The organism is Acinetobacter sp. ANC 5378 (genome assembly GCF_013004315.1).
GTDB lineage: Bacteria > Pseudomonadota > Gammaproteobacteria > Pseudomonadales > Moraxellaceae > Acinetobacter.
The window spans coordinates 1-16,932 of sequence record NZ_JABERK010000003.1; the positions used below are offsets into that span (position 1 = coordinate 1).

Annotated in this window: 14 protein-coding genes; 7 read left to right on the forward strand and 7 right to left on the reverse strand. The window is 40.7% G+C overall.

Going from position 1 to position 16,932, the window contains the following annotated elements; translation table 11 throughout:
• The first annotated feature begins 576 nt into the window (after nt 1–576).
• Nucleotides 577–1,206, forward strand: coding sequence for a response regulator (locus tag HLH16_RS00265; protein ID WP_131292201.1), 630 nt, complete (start codon nt 577–579; stop codon nt 1,204–1,206).
• A gap of 83 nt (nt 1,207–1,289) precedes the next feature.
• Here HLH16_RS00265 and ppk1 read toward each other — a convergent pair whose 3' ends face one another.
• Both ppk1 and mtgA read right to left on the reverse strand, forming a co-directional pair.
• Nucleotides 1,290–3,371: a polyphosphate kinase 1 gene (ppk1, locus tag HLH16_RS00270; protein WP_131291220.1), complete on the reverse strand. Its 2,082-nt coding sequence runs from the start codon at nt 3,369–3,371 to the stop codon at nt 1,290–1,292.
• 111 nt (nt 3,372–3,482) lie between these two features.
• On the reverse strand, nt 3,483–4,157 hold the full coding sequence (mtgA, locus tag HLH16_RS00275; protein WP_067724298.1) for a monofunctional biosynthetic peptidoglycan transglycosylase: 675 nt from the start codon (nt 4,155–4,157) through the stop codon (nt 3,483–3,485).
• Nucleotides 4,158–4,236: 79 nt separating this feature from the next.
• Between mtgA and HLH16_RS00280 the strand changes: the two genes are divergently transcribed.
• Nucleotides 4,237–5,049, forward strand: a complete 813-nt coding sequence (locus tag HLH16_RS00280) for a rhomboid family intramembrane serine protease (RefSeq protein WP_131291222.1) — start codon at nt 4,237–4,239, stop codon at nt 5,047–5,049.
• Nucleotides 5,050–5,081: 32 nt separating this feature from the next.
• On the opposite strand, the gene HLH16_RS00285 is transcribed toward HLH16_RS00280, so the two are convergent.
• The gene (locus tag HLH16_RS00285) at nt 5,082–7,544 is read right to left on the reverse strand and encodes an ABC transporter permease (protein WP_171527782.1); all 2,463 of its coding nucleotides are present in this window, start codon (nt 7,542–7,544) and stop codon (nt 5,082–5,084) included.
• Between the two features lies 1 nt (nt 7,545).
• A complete protein-coding gene (locus tag HLH16_RS00290; protein ID WP_131291226.1) occupies nt 7,546–8,274 on the reverse strand; it encodes an ABC transporter ATP-binding protein in 729 nt (242 codons plus the stop codon).
• Nucleotides 8,275–8,285: 11 nt separating this feature from the next.
• Here HLH16_RS00290 and HLH16_RS00295 point away from each other — a divergent pair, with 11 nt between their 5' ends.
• Nucleotides 8,286–8,915 carry an arylesterase gene (locus tag HLH16_RS00295; protein WP_131291228.1) on the forward strand — a complete coding sequence of 210 codons (630 nt, stop codon included), beginning with the start codon at nt 8,286–8,288 and terminating at the stop codon, nt 8,913–8,915.
• Nucleotides 8,916–8,950: 35 nt separating this feature from the next.
• Here HLH16_RS00295 and HLH16_RS00300 read toward each other — a convergent pair whose 3' ends face one another.
• Nucleotides 8,951–9,565 carry a carbonic anhydrase gene (locus HLH16_RS00300; protein WP_067724303.1) on the reverse strand — a complete coding sequence of 205 codons (615 nt, stop codon included), beginning with the start codon at nt 9,563–9,565 and terminating at the stop codon, nt 8,951–8,953.
• A 310-nt stretch (nt 9,566–9,875) separates the two neighbouring features.
• Between HLH16_RS00300 and HLH16_RS00305 the strand changes: the two genes are divergently transcribed.
• Both HLH16_RS00305 and HLH16_RS00310 read left to right on the forward strand, forming a co-directional pair.
• Nucleotides 9,876–10,907, forward strand: coding sequence for an alpha/beta fold hydrolase (locus tag HLH16_RS00305; protein ID WP_131291230.1), 1,032 nt, complete (start codon nt 9,876–9,878; stop codon nt 10,905–10,907).
• A gap of 14 nt (nt 10,908–10,921) precedes the next feature.
• Nucleotides 10,922–11,929: a hypothetical protein gene (locus tag HLH16_RS00310; RefSeq protein WP_131291232.1), complete on the forward strand. Its 1,008-nt coding sequence runs from the start codon at nt 10,922–10,924 to the stop codon at nt 11,927–11,929.
• Nucleotides 11,930–12,014: 85 nt separating this feature from the next.
• Here the strand turns inward: HLH16_RS00310 and nfuA are convergent, their stop codons facing one another.
• Nucleotides 12,015–12,653: a Fe-S biogenesis protein NfuA gene (nfuA, locus tag HLH16_RS00315; protein ID WP_131291234.1), complete on the reverse strand. Its 639-nt coding sequence runs from the start codon at nt 12,651–12,653 to the stop codon at nt 12,015–12,017.
• A gap of 159 nt (nt 12,654–12,812) precedes the next feature.
• Between nfuA and HLH16_RS00320 the strand changes: the two genes are divergently transcribed.
• The gene (locus HLH16_RS00320) at nt 12,813–13,430 is read left to right on the forward strand and encodes a rhomboid family intramembrane serine protease (RefSeq protein ID WP_131291236.1); all 618 of its coding nucleotides are present in this window, start codon (nt 12,813–12,815) and stop codon (nt 13,428–13,430) included.
• A 219-nt stretch (nt 13,431–13,649) separates the two neighbouring features.
• On the forward strand, nt 13,650–15,200 hold the full coding sequence (locus HLH16_RS00325) for a hypothetical protein (protein WP_131291238.1): 1,551 nt from the start codon (nt 13,650–13,652) through the stop codon (nt 15,198–15,200).
• A gap of 71 nt (nt 15,201–15,271) precedes the next feature.
• On the opposite strand, the gene HLH16_RS00330 is transcribed toward HLH16_RS00325, so the two are convergent.
• Complete coding sequence (locus HLH16_RS00330) at nt 15,272–16,891, reverse strand: inorganic phosphate transporter (protein WP_131291240.1); 1,620 nt, start codon at nt 16,889–16,891, stop codon at nt 15,272–15,274.
• Nucleotides 16,892–16,932: the final 41 nt, after the last annotated feature.

The window sequence follows — 16,932 nt, forward strand, 5'->3', positions numbered from 1 at the left end:
AAATACGGTATTCTGATGTGACAAAACCTGAATCCTGGTCGTTAAAGTGTTTGTTTGCACTCATATTTTAACTGTTCGGACTCAGGTTTTTTTATTTAAATCAAACTATGGGACAGCAGTGGCAATTGCTCCTTTTTTTATTGCCCAATTCTCTTCCTGACCACTTTTTTGCTCGAATAAATTCCATTGCTAATTATCCAAAAAATAGTTTTTCCATACAGATTAGCGATTAAAGCTAAAAGACAACTTATTACTTATAGCGTAATTAAAATATTGAGACCCTTAAAAATTTGGAATATCACTCTTAACCAGCCAATAATCAGAAATATGTTTCATACTGAAGAATATTTTTATAAATAGTGCTTTTTTCTTAATGGGTAAAAATCAATACGCTTTGAACAAAAAGACTCAATAACCTCCAGATCATCATAAGACCAAGTTTTTCAATTCTTTATTATTCTTTAGATACTTAAATTTACTTTAATTCGATAAATTCCCTAGTTCTTGGGATAGTACTTTGAGGGGTTGTATAGCAAAGTTACTCAATAAAATCTAAACCAGTGTGAGAATAGCCTAGTGGCTGAACTGATGTTGCCTGTTCCTATCTTGTTGATAGAGGATCTACCCGCCTTTAATCATCTATTAGAGAGCATTCTTGTTGGAATAGGCTATCCTGCTGAATTAATTATTAGTACTGATCATCTTACTGAAGCTGAACAACTCTTACAACAACATTTACCCAACCTGATTTTAATCGATTTATCTATTGATCAAACCGCCACTATTACATTGATCAGGCAACTCAAAAAAATCCATCCCGATGCAAATGTTATTGCAGTCTTAACGCAACACCAGACAGCTTTACTGTTTGATGCTATTCAAGCAGGTGCACAGGGTTATATTTTTCATGAAAATACTGAAGCAGAAATTTTAAATAACATTAAAAGCATTCTGCGCGGTGGAGCACCTATCCATCATGTTTTAGCGCAATATATTTTGTCGCATCAAGTAGAATCTAACCCAATAATATCCACTGCTCAACTCAACACGCCAATACATTTAAGCGCAATTGAATATGAAATTTTAACTTTAGTATCAGCAGGTCTTAACCTGCAGCAAGTCGCAGAGCAGACTTTCACCTCTCTTTATAAAATTGAAGGTAATATTAAAAGCACTTATCGGAAAATTGCCTGCTTAAAAAATTAGATCTTTTTATTTTCAATCTTTCCATCGCATAAAAATAAGGGAGTCCAAAGACTCCCTTATCTCTTCCTCGATACTGGAAGGAATTATTTGATGATATCCAATAATATTCTTTGTGCATTATGCGGCTCTTGACCTTCTGCGACTGTTGCACGCAACCAGGTTCCATCGCCTTGCAACAGCCACGCTTGCTGATTGTCTTTCAAATACGTCAGCAAACCTTGCTGATAAATACGTTTTTTCAGTGCTGGGTCTTCAATGGGGAAGCAGGCTTCAACACGGTTAAATAAATTACGATCCATCCAGTCTGCACTGGAACAGAAAATTCGGGCATTGCCATTATTGCCAAAGTAATACACACGGGTATGTTCTAAAAAACGACCGACAATTGAACGCACACGAATATTTTCGGAAAGCCCCGGTAAACCAGGACGTAAACAGCAAATTGAACGAATAATCAAATCAATTTTTACACCGGCTTGCGAAGCTTCATATAACTTGTTAATCAGCTGCATTTCAGTGAGTGCATTTACCTTGACAATGATTTGCGCAGGCTTGCCTGCTTTGGCATTGGCAATTTCTTCATCAATAAAATTGATCAGTTGAGCATGCAGGGTAAATGGCGCATGCAGCAGTTTTTTCAACTTCGCCATTTTCCCCATACCGGTCAATTCCTGAAAAATGCGATGCACATCTTCACACAGTTCTTTATCGGTGGTCAGCAAGCCATAGTCGGTATAAATACGGGCATTGCCTGCATGATAGTTACCTGTACCCAAATGTACATAACGCACCAGTTTGTTATTTTCGCGGCGCACCACCAGAATCATTTTGGCATGGGTTTTATAACCGACAATACCGTACACTACCACGGCACCGGCTTCTTGAAGCACATTCGCGACTTCAATATTGGATTCTTCATCGAAACGTGCACGCAGCTCAATGACCGCTGTGACTTCTTTACCATTTCGTGCCGCTTCTGCAAGTACCTGAACAATTTCAGAATCTGCTCCACTACGATACAAAGTTTGCTTAATCGCGAGCACTTGCGGATCACGTGCTGCTTCACGCAACAAATTGATGACTGGTGCAAAGGATTCAAACGGATGATGTAAAAGAATGTCTTGTTTCTGCATGGCAGAGAAAATATTTTCAGACTTCTTCAATACTGTCGGAATAATCGGGGTATGGGAATCATAACGTAAATGTGGACGTTTAAAATTCGACAATAAACGCGCCAGGTTTACCGGACCCGCTACTTTGTAAAGCTGTTCTTGGTGGAGATCAAATTCATCCAGCAAATATTCATAGATATGTTCAGGACAGTTTTGAGTCACTTCCAGACGTACTGCACGGCCAAAACGACGCGAATTCAGCTCCCCTTTTAAAGCTTTAGCTAAATCTTCGACATCTTCGTTTAAAGCCAAGTCGGCATTACGTGTGACACGGAATTGATAGCAACCTGTGGCAGTCATACCTGGGAATAAATCGGAAACATGCTCATGAATAATCGCAGATAGCATGACATGATGCTCTTTGCCATCGGTGAGTTCATCCGGCAAACGGACTACTCGCGGTAATGAACGCGGTGCAGGCACAACCGCCAAATCAATTTGACGACCAAAAGCATCTTTCCCTTCCAAGGTCACAATAAAGTTTAAGCTTTTGTTGACTAAACGTGGAAATGGATGGGCTGGATCTAGACTAATCGGAGTCAGCACTGGAGCCACTTGCTCTTGGAAATACTTTTTAATCCAGACCGATTGAGCAGGTGTGAGTTCTCCACGACGCAAGAAGCAAATATCTTCTTCACGCAATTTTGGCAGAATTTCTTCATTTAAAATACGGTATTGGCGTTCGATGGCAGCATGTGCTGTTTTAGAAATAATCTCTAACACTTGCTTTGGGGTTAACCCATCCGGACTATGACTTTCATTGCCTAAATCGAGTTGCTCCATCAGTCCTGCAAAACGAATTTCAAAAAACTCATCCAGATTACGCGAGAAAATAAGCAAGAAATTCATGCGTTCAAGTAAAGGATGTAGTGGATCAACCGCCTGTTCTAATACACGCAGATGAAAATCTAAAATAGAAAGTTCACGATTAATATAGCGATCGTTATATGCATATTCTGTTTGTGTAGGAGATGTGCCTGCTGCAGTATTCATACCTAACCTATGATTATTCGAAAGTGATCCATATCTTCATAAGTATGCTTCAAAATCATGACAATTTCATAAAAAAACCCAAAAATTTGGGCTTTTTATTATGGTCTTGAATTAGGGAATATTGCTATAACGCATATATTTTTGAATCATACGTTTACGGTATTGTAGTTTTCGGTCATCACGGTGGTCTTGGTAATATTTTGGATTAGGTAAAATGGCCGCTAAAAAAGCTGCTTGTTCACGACTCAAACTTCTCGCACTTTTGCCAAAATAATGTTGGGTAGCTGCTTCTACACCGTAAATATTATCGCCAAATTCAACCGAGTTTAAATACACTTCTAAAATACGTTGCTTCGTCCAGACGCGCTCCATCATCCACGTTGCAACAGCTTCTTGACCTTTACGCAGAAATGAACGCTTATTATATAAGAATAGATTTTTCGCCAATTGCTGGGAAATGGTTGAACCGCCAGCCACCACTTTGCCTTTGTCTTTATTCCGTTCTAAGGCAAATTGCATGCCCGCCCAATCAAAACCATGATGTTGTAAAAACTTACCATCTTCTGCTGCAACCACTGCATGCTTAAGGTAGTCACTGATTTGATCGTAATCACGCCATTGATGTTTGATCGGCTTAGACGGCTCTGACCAATAATCCAGACGCATCATCATGGTCGTGTCAACCGGATGGGTTCTCCACCACACCAGACTTGAAAATATCCAAAGTTGTACTAAAAGCACCAAACTGACAAGTATTAACAAACTACGAACAATAAAAGCTTTCATGTCAGTGAGTTACTCCAAAATATCTGTTTTTTCGTGCTAAGCTTGAAGCTGAATATAGCAAAGATTATAAAAGAATAGCATGGCTGAATTTTCACCTCCCCCCATTCAAAGTAAACCTGAGGTTCACCTTTGGTGGCTGACTGCACTTTTTATTGCCATCAATATCGGTTTGTTTCTCTGGCAAGTGCTCACAGGGGTCAATATTACCAGCCCAAGTCTGGTCGACGCTATTCATTGGGGAGCTGATTATGCACCTTTAACCTTTTTAGAGGAACCCACCCGCCTGTTTACAAGCATGTTTTTTCATTTTGGCTTGATCCATTTAATGCTCAATATGTGGGCCTTGTATATTTTCGGCAGTGTGGCAGAACAACTTTTGGGTCGATTCTATTATTTAGGTTTATATATTCTTGCAGGCCTGATGGGAAGTTTGCTCAGTGGCTTTATCGATATTCAAAATACCTTTGAACTGCTGCAAACCCATGATCCTAAACTTTTCCCTACCGTCAGTGCTGGTGCATCTGGAGCGGTGATGGGTCTTGGTGGCGCATTAACGGTTTTGTCTTTATTGCCCATCTTACCCAAGCAGCGTTTTATTTTAGATAAAAAAACCTTGGTCATGGTGATGGGGATTAACCTGTTTATTGGCTTCACTATGCCTGGGATTAATAATGCTGCCCATATTGGCGGTATGCTGATGGGCGCAGTATTAGCGGCTATTTGGTACTTGGGACAACACATTCATAAACCCCGTTTAGGCTTTCTTCTAGGTTTGGGTGTGGGTATAGTGACCTGCTCTGTATTTTATGATTACTGCATGCAACAAGTGCAAATCCTTGAACCAGTTTGGCGTCAAATTCTTGCAGCCATGCGCGCACAACTGCAGTTTTAATGTTAATGAATCCTGTTTGTGAGATGAATCTATTATTGATTCATCTCTCGCAAACTTTGTAATGGTGGGATATCGCAAAGATAACTTAAGCGATAACGTCCAATCAGGGCACAAACCACGGTCATTAAAATCGGTAAAATCAGCCAAATTTCCCAATGCGCCTGAATGGTCAAATTCATTTTATAGCTGGCGATCGCGCTAATCACTTCTGCAAACAGACATGAAACCACACCGGCCATGAATCCAATAAAACCGATCTCCACACTCATCATTTGTTTTAGCTTTTGTTTGGAACTGCCAAATGAGCGCAGCAAAGCCACTTCCCGTTTGCGTTCATCCATCAACAGGTTCAAACAGGCCACTAAAACCAAAATCCCAGAGACACTGACCAATAGCGCGAGTATGGTAATAATTTGCACCAGCACATTTACCAGGCGTTTCACTTCATCCAGAATCAAACTGACATCAATAAAAACCGTATTGGAAAATTGCTGAATCACGGAAATCAGTTGTTTTTTATCCTGTTCGGGCACATAAAAACTACCCAAATAGCTACCCGCATTTTCATCCATAGTCTTGGGTGCAAAAATAAAGAAAAAATTCGGACTAAAACTTTCCCATTCGACACTACGCAAATTAATGACTTTGGCTTGGATTAAACCTTCAGGCAAACTAAAGGTCAGTCGATCACCTATTTTAATGCCCAGTTCTTCAGCTGTTTTTACTTCAACTGAAACATCACCTGCCCGTTGCAATGCTGCTGTGCCCTGCACGATTTTATTGTCCGTAGGATATTCTGCGGTTTGGGTTAAATTAAGTTCACGGCGCAAAGACTCATTGCTTTTAAGCAAGTTTTCCGAAAAAGGCTGATCATTTTTTGCCACCAGTCGCCCACGGATATTGGGATAAAGTGGCGTACTATGCCAACCCCGTTGCTCAAGCTGTGCTTTAAATAAAGGCATATCAAACGGCGGCAAGCCATAAACAAATTGATTCGGTGTACCTTCTGGCAATTGTTGCTGCCAACGCTCAAGCAAATCCGTTCGCAGTACCGCCAAGACGGTAATCAAACTTAGACCGAGTGCCAAAGCGGTAATTTGAAAGGCAGTTTGATAAGGCGCGCGAATATAAGCTGAAATGGACCACTTCAAGCTTTTAATCAGTTTTAAGCAGCCCCAAATCAGCATATACAGCACCGTACACAAGATGATAATTGCACCGATCACCCAAGCAGTCAGCACAATATTTTCCGTCAGTACCACACTAAACAGCACCAGACTGGCTGTTCCCATCAGCAACATCCATAGCATGGATTGTACTGATTTTTCTTGCTGGCGAATCACACGAATAGGCGGTGTATTCAGCAACTGCCATAAACTTGGCACGATAAAACCCAGTAACACCACTGCACTGGTCAGCATCGCAATCGGCAATGGCCCAAACAGCATATCCCATACAGAAAATTCAATTTGCAGATGTGGAATCAGTTGCAGCATCAGTTGCAACAAACCATATCCAAGCGCGACCCCTGCAAGACTGCCAATCGCCATTGCGACAATTAGGACCACGCTCAATAAAGCCAAGTACGCGCTAAGAATTTGTCTTTTTGTTGCCCCGATACAACGCATCAGTGCAATGCTATCCTGATTTTGTTGCACATAACGCTGACTGGTTAATGCAATCGCAATACCGCACAGCAAAATGGTCAAAATATTGGTGAGTTGCAGAAAGGTATCTAGATTGGCAATCGGCTTCATTAAACGAGTATTACCTTCACTGGCATTACGCAGCTTCAGGCTGGTTTGTTCATTCTGTATTTTGCTTTGCGCAGATTTATGCAGCTGATTGAAATCCTGTTCAAACTGTTTGGTCTGTTGGGCAGCCCCTGCCATCAATAAACGATATTCAACCCGACTGCCAATTTGAATGGCATTGGTTCGGGCAATGTCGGCTTGGGAAATAATTACCGTGGGCGAAAAACCGGAAAAGCCCAGTTCCTGATTGGAATCATGTTCAATTTTAGCAGTGACTTTAAAGGTTCCATCAGCAATATTGACGCTATCCCCGACTTTGACATGCAACAAATCCATAGCACGATTACTCAGCCAGACTTCTCCTGCCTGAATTTTCTGTGCCTTTGGGGAAACCCGAATTTCACCACGCAAAGGAAAAGCATCATCAATGGCTTTGACATTGACCATCACAAATTGATCATTGGTATGCGCCATCGAACTGAATGTGGTGACTTCAGATTGTTGTAACGCTAATTGATCAGCTTTATGTTGCCACTTTTTTTCAAGCGGCTGATTGTCGCTCAGGACTAAATCCCCTGCCAGCATTTCAGCCGCTTGTAATGCAACGGCATTTTGAATCTGTTCATTACTGAATTTCAGTGCCGTGGTCGCACTAATGGCCAAAGTCAAAGCAATGATCAGTAAGTAAACGCCGGTACTTTTAAAACTCTGGGTCAGCAAGGGTCGAAATAGCGGATTCATTTCAGCCCTCACCGTTACGATGTTCAATCAAGCGACCATCAAGCAGTTCAAAATGACGCTGACATTGTTCAGCCAATGTTGGATCATGGGTCACCAAAACCAAGGTCGTGCCAAATTCACGATTCAGCTGAAATAACAGTTGCTCAATTTCTTTAGCTGTTTGGGTATCTAAATTACCTGTAGGTTCATCGGCAAAAATGATTTTCGGGTCGCTAATTAAAGCACGCGCAATGGCAACACGTTGCTGTTCCCCACCAGAAAGCACTTTGGGCGTTTGTGTCGCCTGGCGTTCTAAACCGACTTTTTTAAGCAAAGCCAATGCCTTTTTTTCAGCGGCTGCAAAATTAAAATTCTTCTGTAAGCGCAGCGGCAACATCACATTTTCTACCGCGGTTAAATGCGGCAACAGTTGGAAAGACTGGAATACAAAGCCAATATATTTTAAACGTACCAGTGCACGTTGTTCTTCATTCAGTTCTGCAATCGATTCACCACAAACCACCAATTTCCCTGAACTGGCTTGATCTAAGGTCGCCAGTATTCCAAGCAAGGTCGATTTTCCTGAACCTGAACGCCCGGTAATGGCAACCTGTTCACCCGCCAAAATATCCAGACTGAAATTTTCGAAAATAATAAATTCCTTTTGAGGAAGTTTTATCTTTTGTGTCAGTTGTTGTGCAGAAATTATTGCTTGTGGCATGATGGAATGGTCACTCGTCACTTGGATCATAAAATCCCTATATGCAAAATCGCAATCTAAAAACTCGTGTATTTGCTTGCCTGGCGCTGTTCAGCCTGTGTCTTGCTCCAGTGGTGGTGTCTGCTAAAACCATTATGATTCTGGGTGACAGTATTAGCGCAGGCTATGGCATACAAGCACAGCAAGGTTGGGTACATTTATTACAAAAACGTCTAGAGCAACAGTATCCGAAACGACATAAAGTGGTCAATGCCAGTGTCAGTGGTGAAACCACCAGCGGTGCCTTGGCACGCTTGCCTAAATTATTGCAAATTCATAAACCGCATATTGTGGTAATTGAGTTAGGTGGAAATGATGGTTTACGCGGTCAATCACCGCTATTGATTCAAAAAAACCTGGCTAATTTAATTCAACAAAGTCAGAAAGCTAAAGCCACTGTGCTGGTTTTTGGAATGAAAATTCCACCGAATTACGGTACCGCCTATAGCAAAGCTTTTGAAAAAAATTACAAGATTGTGAGTCAACAGTACAAAGTAAAATTGATGCCATTCTTTTTAGAAGGAATTGCAGGCAAGAAAAACTTGATGCAACAGGATTTAGTTCATCCCAATGCAACCGCACAAAGCATTTTACTAAACAATGCTTATCCCTATATAAAAGGCGCTTTATAAAGCGCCTTTTGTTCAGTTTGAAGCTTAATTTTATTTTAAAAATCAAAAAACAAAACTTCACCCGTTTCTAGAGAATATTCTGCACCAACAATTTTCAACTGGCCTTTGGCAATAAGGCATTCTAAAACCGCAGAACCATGACGCAGCTGATTCACAGAGGCAAAAACATTAGAACGAACTGCATGTTTCGACAGTTTAGCCAAATCGTTTTTCAATTCAGTTTGCATCAATGTTTCAACCGATGGGCGAACACGGTTGACAATAGACATCAGGTTTAATGAAGGTGGATGATCTGGATTCATCAAGGTATCAATGGTCGCCTGAATAGCGCCACAATGACTATGCCCTAATACCACCACGACAGCGCAATCATAACGTTCTGCAGCAAATTCCACACTGCCGACCTGTGAAGGTGCAACCACATTACCTGCCACACGGATGACAAATAAATCACCTAAACCCTGATCAAACACCATTTCAGCAGGAACACGAGAATCTGAACAACCCAAGACGATGGCAAAAGGATTTTGATTTCCTGCCATTTCTGCCCGTTGCTGATGTGAAAGTTGTTTGGGGTGTGTCGTTTCCCCCGATACAAAACGCTGGTTCCCTTTTTTTAAACGATCTAAAGCTTCTTCTGCTGTTAGCATGCTGGTCTTCCAATGTTTTAAGTTACAATATTTTAATGCGATGAAATTGGAAAGTCACTTGCAAAAAGAATAGCTGATTAATTAATAACAAAGTTACAAAATATTTTATTTAGCTCATAAATTTGATCTGGTGCACACTTTTCAGGATTCACGTAACGGAATTCAAAAAACTATTCAGTGACAATTATTTAATAATAATTACAATAAACTACAGACATTTTTAAAAAAATAAAATGCAGTAAAAATCAGATGATTTTTATATGATTGCGTATAAAGAATTATCGTCATTAACACATTAGGATGATGATCAATGACACCGCTTCACTCGATTTTATCCCGCTTTTTGCAAATGACGTGCTTAGCACTTTCTATCAGCACGCCTCTTTATTCTTATGCAGCAATAAATAAAACACCCCGTGATGCTCAACTCTCATTAGAAAATTATTTAGTTAAAGAACGTAATGCAGCCGGCTTACGCAGTAAAACCATTAAAATTGATGATATTAGCTGGAGTTATAGTGAAGGTGGCTCCAGCAATAAACCTGCCGTATTACTCATTCATGGTTTGGCGGGAAATCGAGATAATTGGAATGGGGTGGCACATTTTTTAACACCTTATTACCATGTGATTATTCCAGACCTTCCTGGCAATGGTGAAAGCAAAGTTGCAGATAATTTTGATCTGTCTGTTCCCAATGTCACGCAACGCTTACGCCGTTTTGTTGAAGCCATTAAAGTTGAAGATAAACTGAATATTGCCGGACACTCGCTGGGTGGCTCCATTGCAACTGTTTATGCATCACAATATCCATTTGATACGCAAAGTCTGTTTTTACTCAATAGCGTAGGCATCTATAAACAGGCCAATACCGCCTATACCAAAGACCCTTATTTTTTAAAGCATCTGATTGTGTCTAAACCGGGCGATCTAGACGATGTGATAGGTCAAGTGATGCAAACCCCACCAGACTTACCACTTTATTTTAAAAAAGCACAAGAAAAAAGACTGATTTCGCAATCAGTGCAAACCCGTAAAATGATTGAACAATTGATCACCCTGAGTCGTATTTATACGCCTGAATCATTTGCCCGACTGACACGAACCATTGAAGCACCCGCGCTAATCCTTTGGGGCAAGCAAGATAAGATCATTAATGTTGAAGCGGCAAATGAATTACAATCTTTATTAAAGCGGGCCGAAACGCCTATTATTTTAAATAATGTCGGGCACATGCCTATTTTAGAAGCAGAACAACAAGTGGCGAACCACTATTTACCTTTTCTAGCAAAAACCCAAAAGTTAAAAAACCCACTTGCTGATAAACTTATCCCATTAAATTAGCTTGCAGAGACAGTATGCAAAAACATCCGATGATTGAGCAATTGATCGAAGCTCATCTTGACTTTTTAGAGCAGGAGTTTTCACATACTGCCACGATTGAAAATGAGTTTTTGAATTTTTATCACTGGTTTAGAAAACAAACCTTGCAGGATATCTGGTCATTTGAACAAATCAACGCGCTATTTCAAAAGCAGATTTTAGCCACCCCTGCGAGTACTTTTTTAATTGAGCAAATTACCGAACATCTTCGTTTTGCTTTAATTCATCCAGCCAATGAAAACACACAAATTGCGGATGTGATTCCGGTATTAACCGTCGATAAAATTGCGCAATATGTCGCGAGTAAAAGTGGACATCGTCAACGCCTGATTAAAACCGTAGTCAACAACCCTGCTTTTTCAGCCATGATCACGCAATTGATTCAACATTCAATTCAGGATTATTTAGATAATTCGGTGATGGCAAAACGTGTTCCGGGTGTTTCACGTTTTATGAAAATGGGGAAATCGGTTTTAGAAACCGTGACTGACTCCAATCTGGATGAGACCATTGGCCATTATCTGCAAAAGAATATTTTAAAGCTCAGCCAAATGAGTGAGCATGTTTTAAATCAACATTTTGATGATGAAAAGCTGTATCACTTCCAGGCCAATTTGTGGCATAAAATTAAAGATATGCCTTTAACGGTATTAAAGAACTATATCGAAGTTCAAGACCTGCCTAACACTGTGGGCTTAGGGCATGAAATTTGGGATCATCTGCGTCAAACAGAATATTTAAAACAACAAGTTCATGATGGTGTTTATGCCTGGTATACCCGGAATCAGCAGCGTAGTTTTGACCTGTTACTCCGCGACTTGAATATTGATGAAGCCTTAATTCAACAGGAATTACAGCAATTGTTAGCACCTGTTGTTCAAAAGCTCGTTTCATCCGAATATTTAAGAGAACGTGCAAGAGCCTATTTAGAAAAGTTTTATTATGCTGAAACAGCACAGAAAATTTTAAAGATTGAACAATAAAAAAAGCCGCGTGAAGCGGCTCTGTTCTTTCATATTCAAAAAATAACCTCCATATAGGAGGTTATTTTTAAAGTACTTTCAGAACTTACTTGAAGTAAGCACCTTCAGTATTGCTGTGGTCAGTTTGGTCAACCACACGTGCCAACTCAGGAACATGTTGTTTTAAGGTTGTTTCAACGCCTTGTTTCAAGGTCAAATCAATCGATGAACAACCTTGGCAACCACCACCGAATTTTAATACAGCAGTTAGGCCATGTTCTTCATCTTCAACAATTTCAACTAAGGCACAGTTACCGCCATGACCTGCAAGACCCGGGTTAATTTCGGCTTGCAATACATAGGTAATACGCTCTTCAATCGAAGCATCCGCACCTACGCGTGGCACTTTTGAGTTGGGTGCGCGGAATGTCAATTGACCGCCAAAACGGTCTTTATTGTAATCAATCACCGCATCTAACAAATATGGGATAGATGGAGCATCAATATAAGCCGCAAAATTTGGGTAATCTTGTTTATAGTCTGTAGGAATCACTTCTTCAGGTGCACTATATGCCATACAACATTCAGCACGTGGCGTACCAGGATTTTCCACAAAAATACGTACAGCAATCCCTGGAGTGTTTTGTTTTTCAAGCAAATCAAACAAATACTCTTGTGCCGTTGGCGTAATCAATAAATTTGGAATTTCTTCTGCAACTGCAGCGCTGATGTTCTCAGTCGACATAATCATATTTCCTCAAGCTGAAGTGATCATTTTAACTGAAGATGCGGGGTAATAAAAAAAAATCAACTAAAATTGTCGGAATTATTATAAAAGTTCGTCTTAACACTTCATTTAATGGCATTATTAGCTATAAATATTTAAAAATTGAACTGTCACTTTATGCTAGATTTACCTTTTAACCATACTGTTAGCCTGATCCTGATTACAGTGGCTGTTTCACTGATTGCATTTTCCAATCAGAAGGTCATGAGCCGTCTTATTTTTTGGCCCCCTGCAATGCAACGTGGGCAATATGACCGCTTTATTACTCATGGTTTTGTCCATGCTGATGGCGCCCATCTGATTTTTAATATGATTACGCTATTCTTTTTTGGTAGTGTGATTGAAAGTTTTTACCGACAGTATTTTTTTGATCTTGGCTTTGTTTTGTTCTACTTAGGCGGCTTGATTGTTGCCATTATTCCAAGTTATCTCAAACATAAAAATGATCACCGATGGGCAAGTTTAGGCGCTTCCGGTGCAGTTTCGGCAGTTTTGTTTGCTTATATTCTATTTGAACCGTGGAAACTGATTTTTGTTTTCTTTATTCCTGTACCGGCGATTATTTTTGCAATTTTATATATCGCTTACAGTATCTGGTCAGGCAAACGTGGCAATTCCAACATCAACCATAGTGCACATCTTTGGGGAGCTGCATACGGGGTGATCATGACGATCATTCTTGAACCGCGTGTTATTCCACACTTTTTGAACAAGTTGGTACAATTGCCTTTCTAGAGTTTATGGTTCACCTATCAATATTCCAAGATGCGGAAGGCGTTTCTAAATAATCCTAAAATGATCATATTTACACCTTAAGGAGCTTCGGCTCCTTTTTTGCCGTTTTTTTGAAAAAGATTTACACAATTTTGTCATTAAATGCTACCCATCAAATCAATTTGGCATAGATAATGTAGACATCTGTATATTAATGATCAAAAAAACGAGATTTTTTGCATGTCCACTTCATTAGATGGTCTTCAATTCCCTATCAATCCCACCAGCAATAAACCCAGCAGCTCCCAGACAGGCAAAGAAATTATTGCTGAAGCTTTATCGATTGTTGACAACAAGTCATCAATGAATGCCCTTGCGGAAAAAAACTGGCGTAAGCGTTATCCTATCTATTTTAAAGCCTTGGTTGAACAAGGTATCCGTAACCTCAACAATCCGATTACCATTGCAAAACAAGGCTTACATAAGGCCCATCATAGCTTTGACTTTTACAGAAATGGGCAACGCTATTTACTTAAAGACATCATGAAGGATATCGATACAGCAAACTTATATACGGTTCAGCTGAAAGGTGAAAGTGAGACTGCCCCTGAGTGGTATGTGCCATATAAAGGACAAAAATTACAAGGTCAGGCTTTACTCGATCAAATTCAAACCTGGCAAAATGCAGGCATTATAGAACCAAGCCATGCAGATGCTTTACGTGCTGCACATGCACATCCTGAATGGTTTGATCTTTCTGATCGCACCATGGTCTTATTTGGTGCAGGTTCTGAAGCCGGCCCACTGAGCTGGCTGTCTAAATGGAAAGCCAATATTGTGGCCGTCGATTTACCCAACAGTCGAGTTTGGGACAGAATTTTAACGACCATCCAACAAGGCAATGCAACCCTATATGCACCCTGTGCGGAAAATTTGGCAGACGATACGCCAACGGCCACACTCAAAGAGAAATTGGGGGCCGATTTACTCACTCAAACCCCTGAAATTGCCCATTGGCTAATCCAAAGTGAACGTCAGCTAGACCTTGCAGCCATTGCCTACTTAGATGGTGAAAAACACGTCCGGGTATCTATGGCAATGGACAGCATTATGCAGTACGTCAGTGAGCAAAAGGCTGACACCAGTCTAATGTTCATGTGTACCCCAACCGATGTCTATGCCATTCCTAAAGAAATTGTAGAGGCTTCAAATCTGAAGTTACTACAGCGCTCAAAATCGCAACGTATCATCAGTGAAAGCATTTCGATGATTTCTGCTCAGCACTTTTTCAAGAAAAATCTGGATGCATTGATCAGCTCTGATAATGGCCACGAATACGGGATTGCAGACTGCCTGGTGGTGGAGCAAGGTCCAAACTATGCGTTGGCAAAACGAATTCAACAATGGCGTGCAATATTGGCCCGTCATTATGGACAGCGTGTCAGCATCAATATTGCGCCCTCTACCACTACGCATTCGGTGACTAAAAATCCGTTATTGAAAGCCGCATTTAATGGTGCAAGCTTGTTTGATGTTGAATCTTTTCATCCGGAAACGACCAATGCGCTGATGGCCGCATTATGGATTTATGATTTGCGTCATCCAGAATCGGTAGCGAATCCAGAAACGCCTTTGGATCATCCATTAGAGTTAATGATGAAAGGTGCCAACCATGGGGGTTTATGGCGTGTGGCCTATTTGGCCCGTACCGCACTGCCTTTTGCTGCACTGTATGGCCTTGCCAATGAAAAATTGCCAATTAAGAAGATGTTTAAAGTATTTAAGAAATAGTTTTTACTATTACTTTTTATGAGCATAAAAAAAAGCTGCAATTGCAGCTTTTTCTATTTCAAACAAATATCTTAAACAAACTGTAAGAACAACCAGAACAGACCACCAGATAAACAAATCGTAGCAGGTAGCGTGAAAATCCATGCTGAAAGAATGGTGCGTACCATCTGGAAGTTTAAGCCAGATTTATTGGCCACCATGGTACCTGCAACAGCACTGTTTAATACGTGTGTTGTCGATACTGGCATACCCAAACCATCTGCTGCGGCAATAGTGGTCATAGCAACAAGTTCGGCTGACATGCCTTGGCCATAAGTCATATGACTTTTACCAATACGCTCACCCACTGTTACCACAATACGTTTCCAGCCCACCATGGTTCCAAGACCAAGCGCAAGCGCTACTGCCACTTTTACCCAGGTCGGAATATATTGCAGGAATGAATCGAGGTTTTTACGGTATTCCTTGACTGTCTTGGCTTGACTTTCTGACATTGCAGGAAACTGTTCCGCTTTATCTAAACGCTTGAATGCCGTCGTGCTTAAGTACATATCATTACGAATAGTAGAAACTTCTTTTTCTGGAATATCTTTTAGATCACCATATTCGGCAACGTGATTACCCAAGTGATCGGTCAAACTTGCCAAAGCAGGCACCACTTCAGGTGACATCTCTTTAGTTTGAATATACTTGGTCAACACTTCACGAGCTTGTGTATCAGGAATATCCTGATGATTTGGATAAATAACTGCCGCAGTTTGCTCAGATAACTGTTCAAATGATTGGATATGCTTCGCGTCCAAGTTTTTATTCAATGAGTAAGCCAAAGGTACACAACCGATCAAGATCAGCATGATTAAGCCCATACCTTTTTGACCATCATTTGAACCATGCGCAAAACTTACCCCGGTACAGGTAAAAATCAAGATGGCACGAATTAAAGGTGGTGGTGGTTGATTGCCTTTTGGAGGTTGGAACAATTCCATTTGTCTTTTAAAGACTTTCTTCACCAACAAAAATAAAATTGCAGCAAAAGCGAAACCAATCAAAGGCGAAAACAACAGTGCTTTACCGACTTTAAGCACTTGGTCCATGTCGACACCACTGGCACCATTACCCGAATTCAGCAGGTAGTTCATGATGCCCACACCTAAAATCGAACCGATTAAAGTATGTGAACTAGACGCTGGAATACCCAGGAACCAGGTACCCAAGTTCCATAAAATAGCGGCTATCAGCATGGCAAAAACCATGGCAAAACCTGCACCTGAACCGACATTCATGATCAGTTCAACAGGCAATAAAGCAATGATGCCGTAGGCTACTGCGCCACTTGCCACCATTACCCCAAGGAAATTACAAAAACCTGCCCACATCACAGCAACAGGTGCAGACAAGGCATTGGTATAAATGACTGTCGCTACCGCATTGGCAGTGTCATGAAAACCATTAACAAATTCAAAGCCTAAAGCGATTAACAAGGCGGTCGCTAACAGAATAACGGAATATAAACTTAATGCAGGAACATGTGTCAAATCGGCAGAAACTTGAAAGCCGATGTACACCAAAGTAGAAATAATAACCGTAAGAAACACCGGCATAAAAAATTTAGGTGTAGGAACATGCACATTCGTCGATTTCGCGGGTGCTGAATGCGCCTGATCTTGGACGGGAGGAATATTAGAATTCATGCAGACGGTTCAAGGGGATAATAAAATCCCCTTATTGTTCA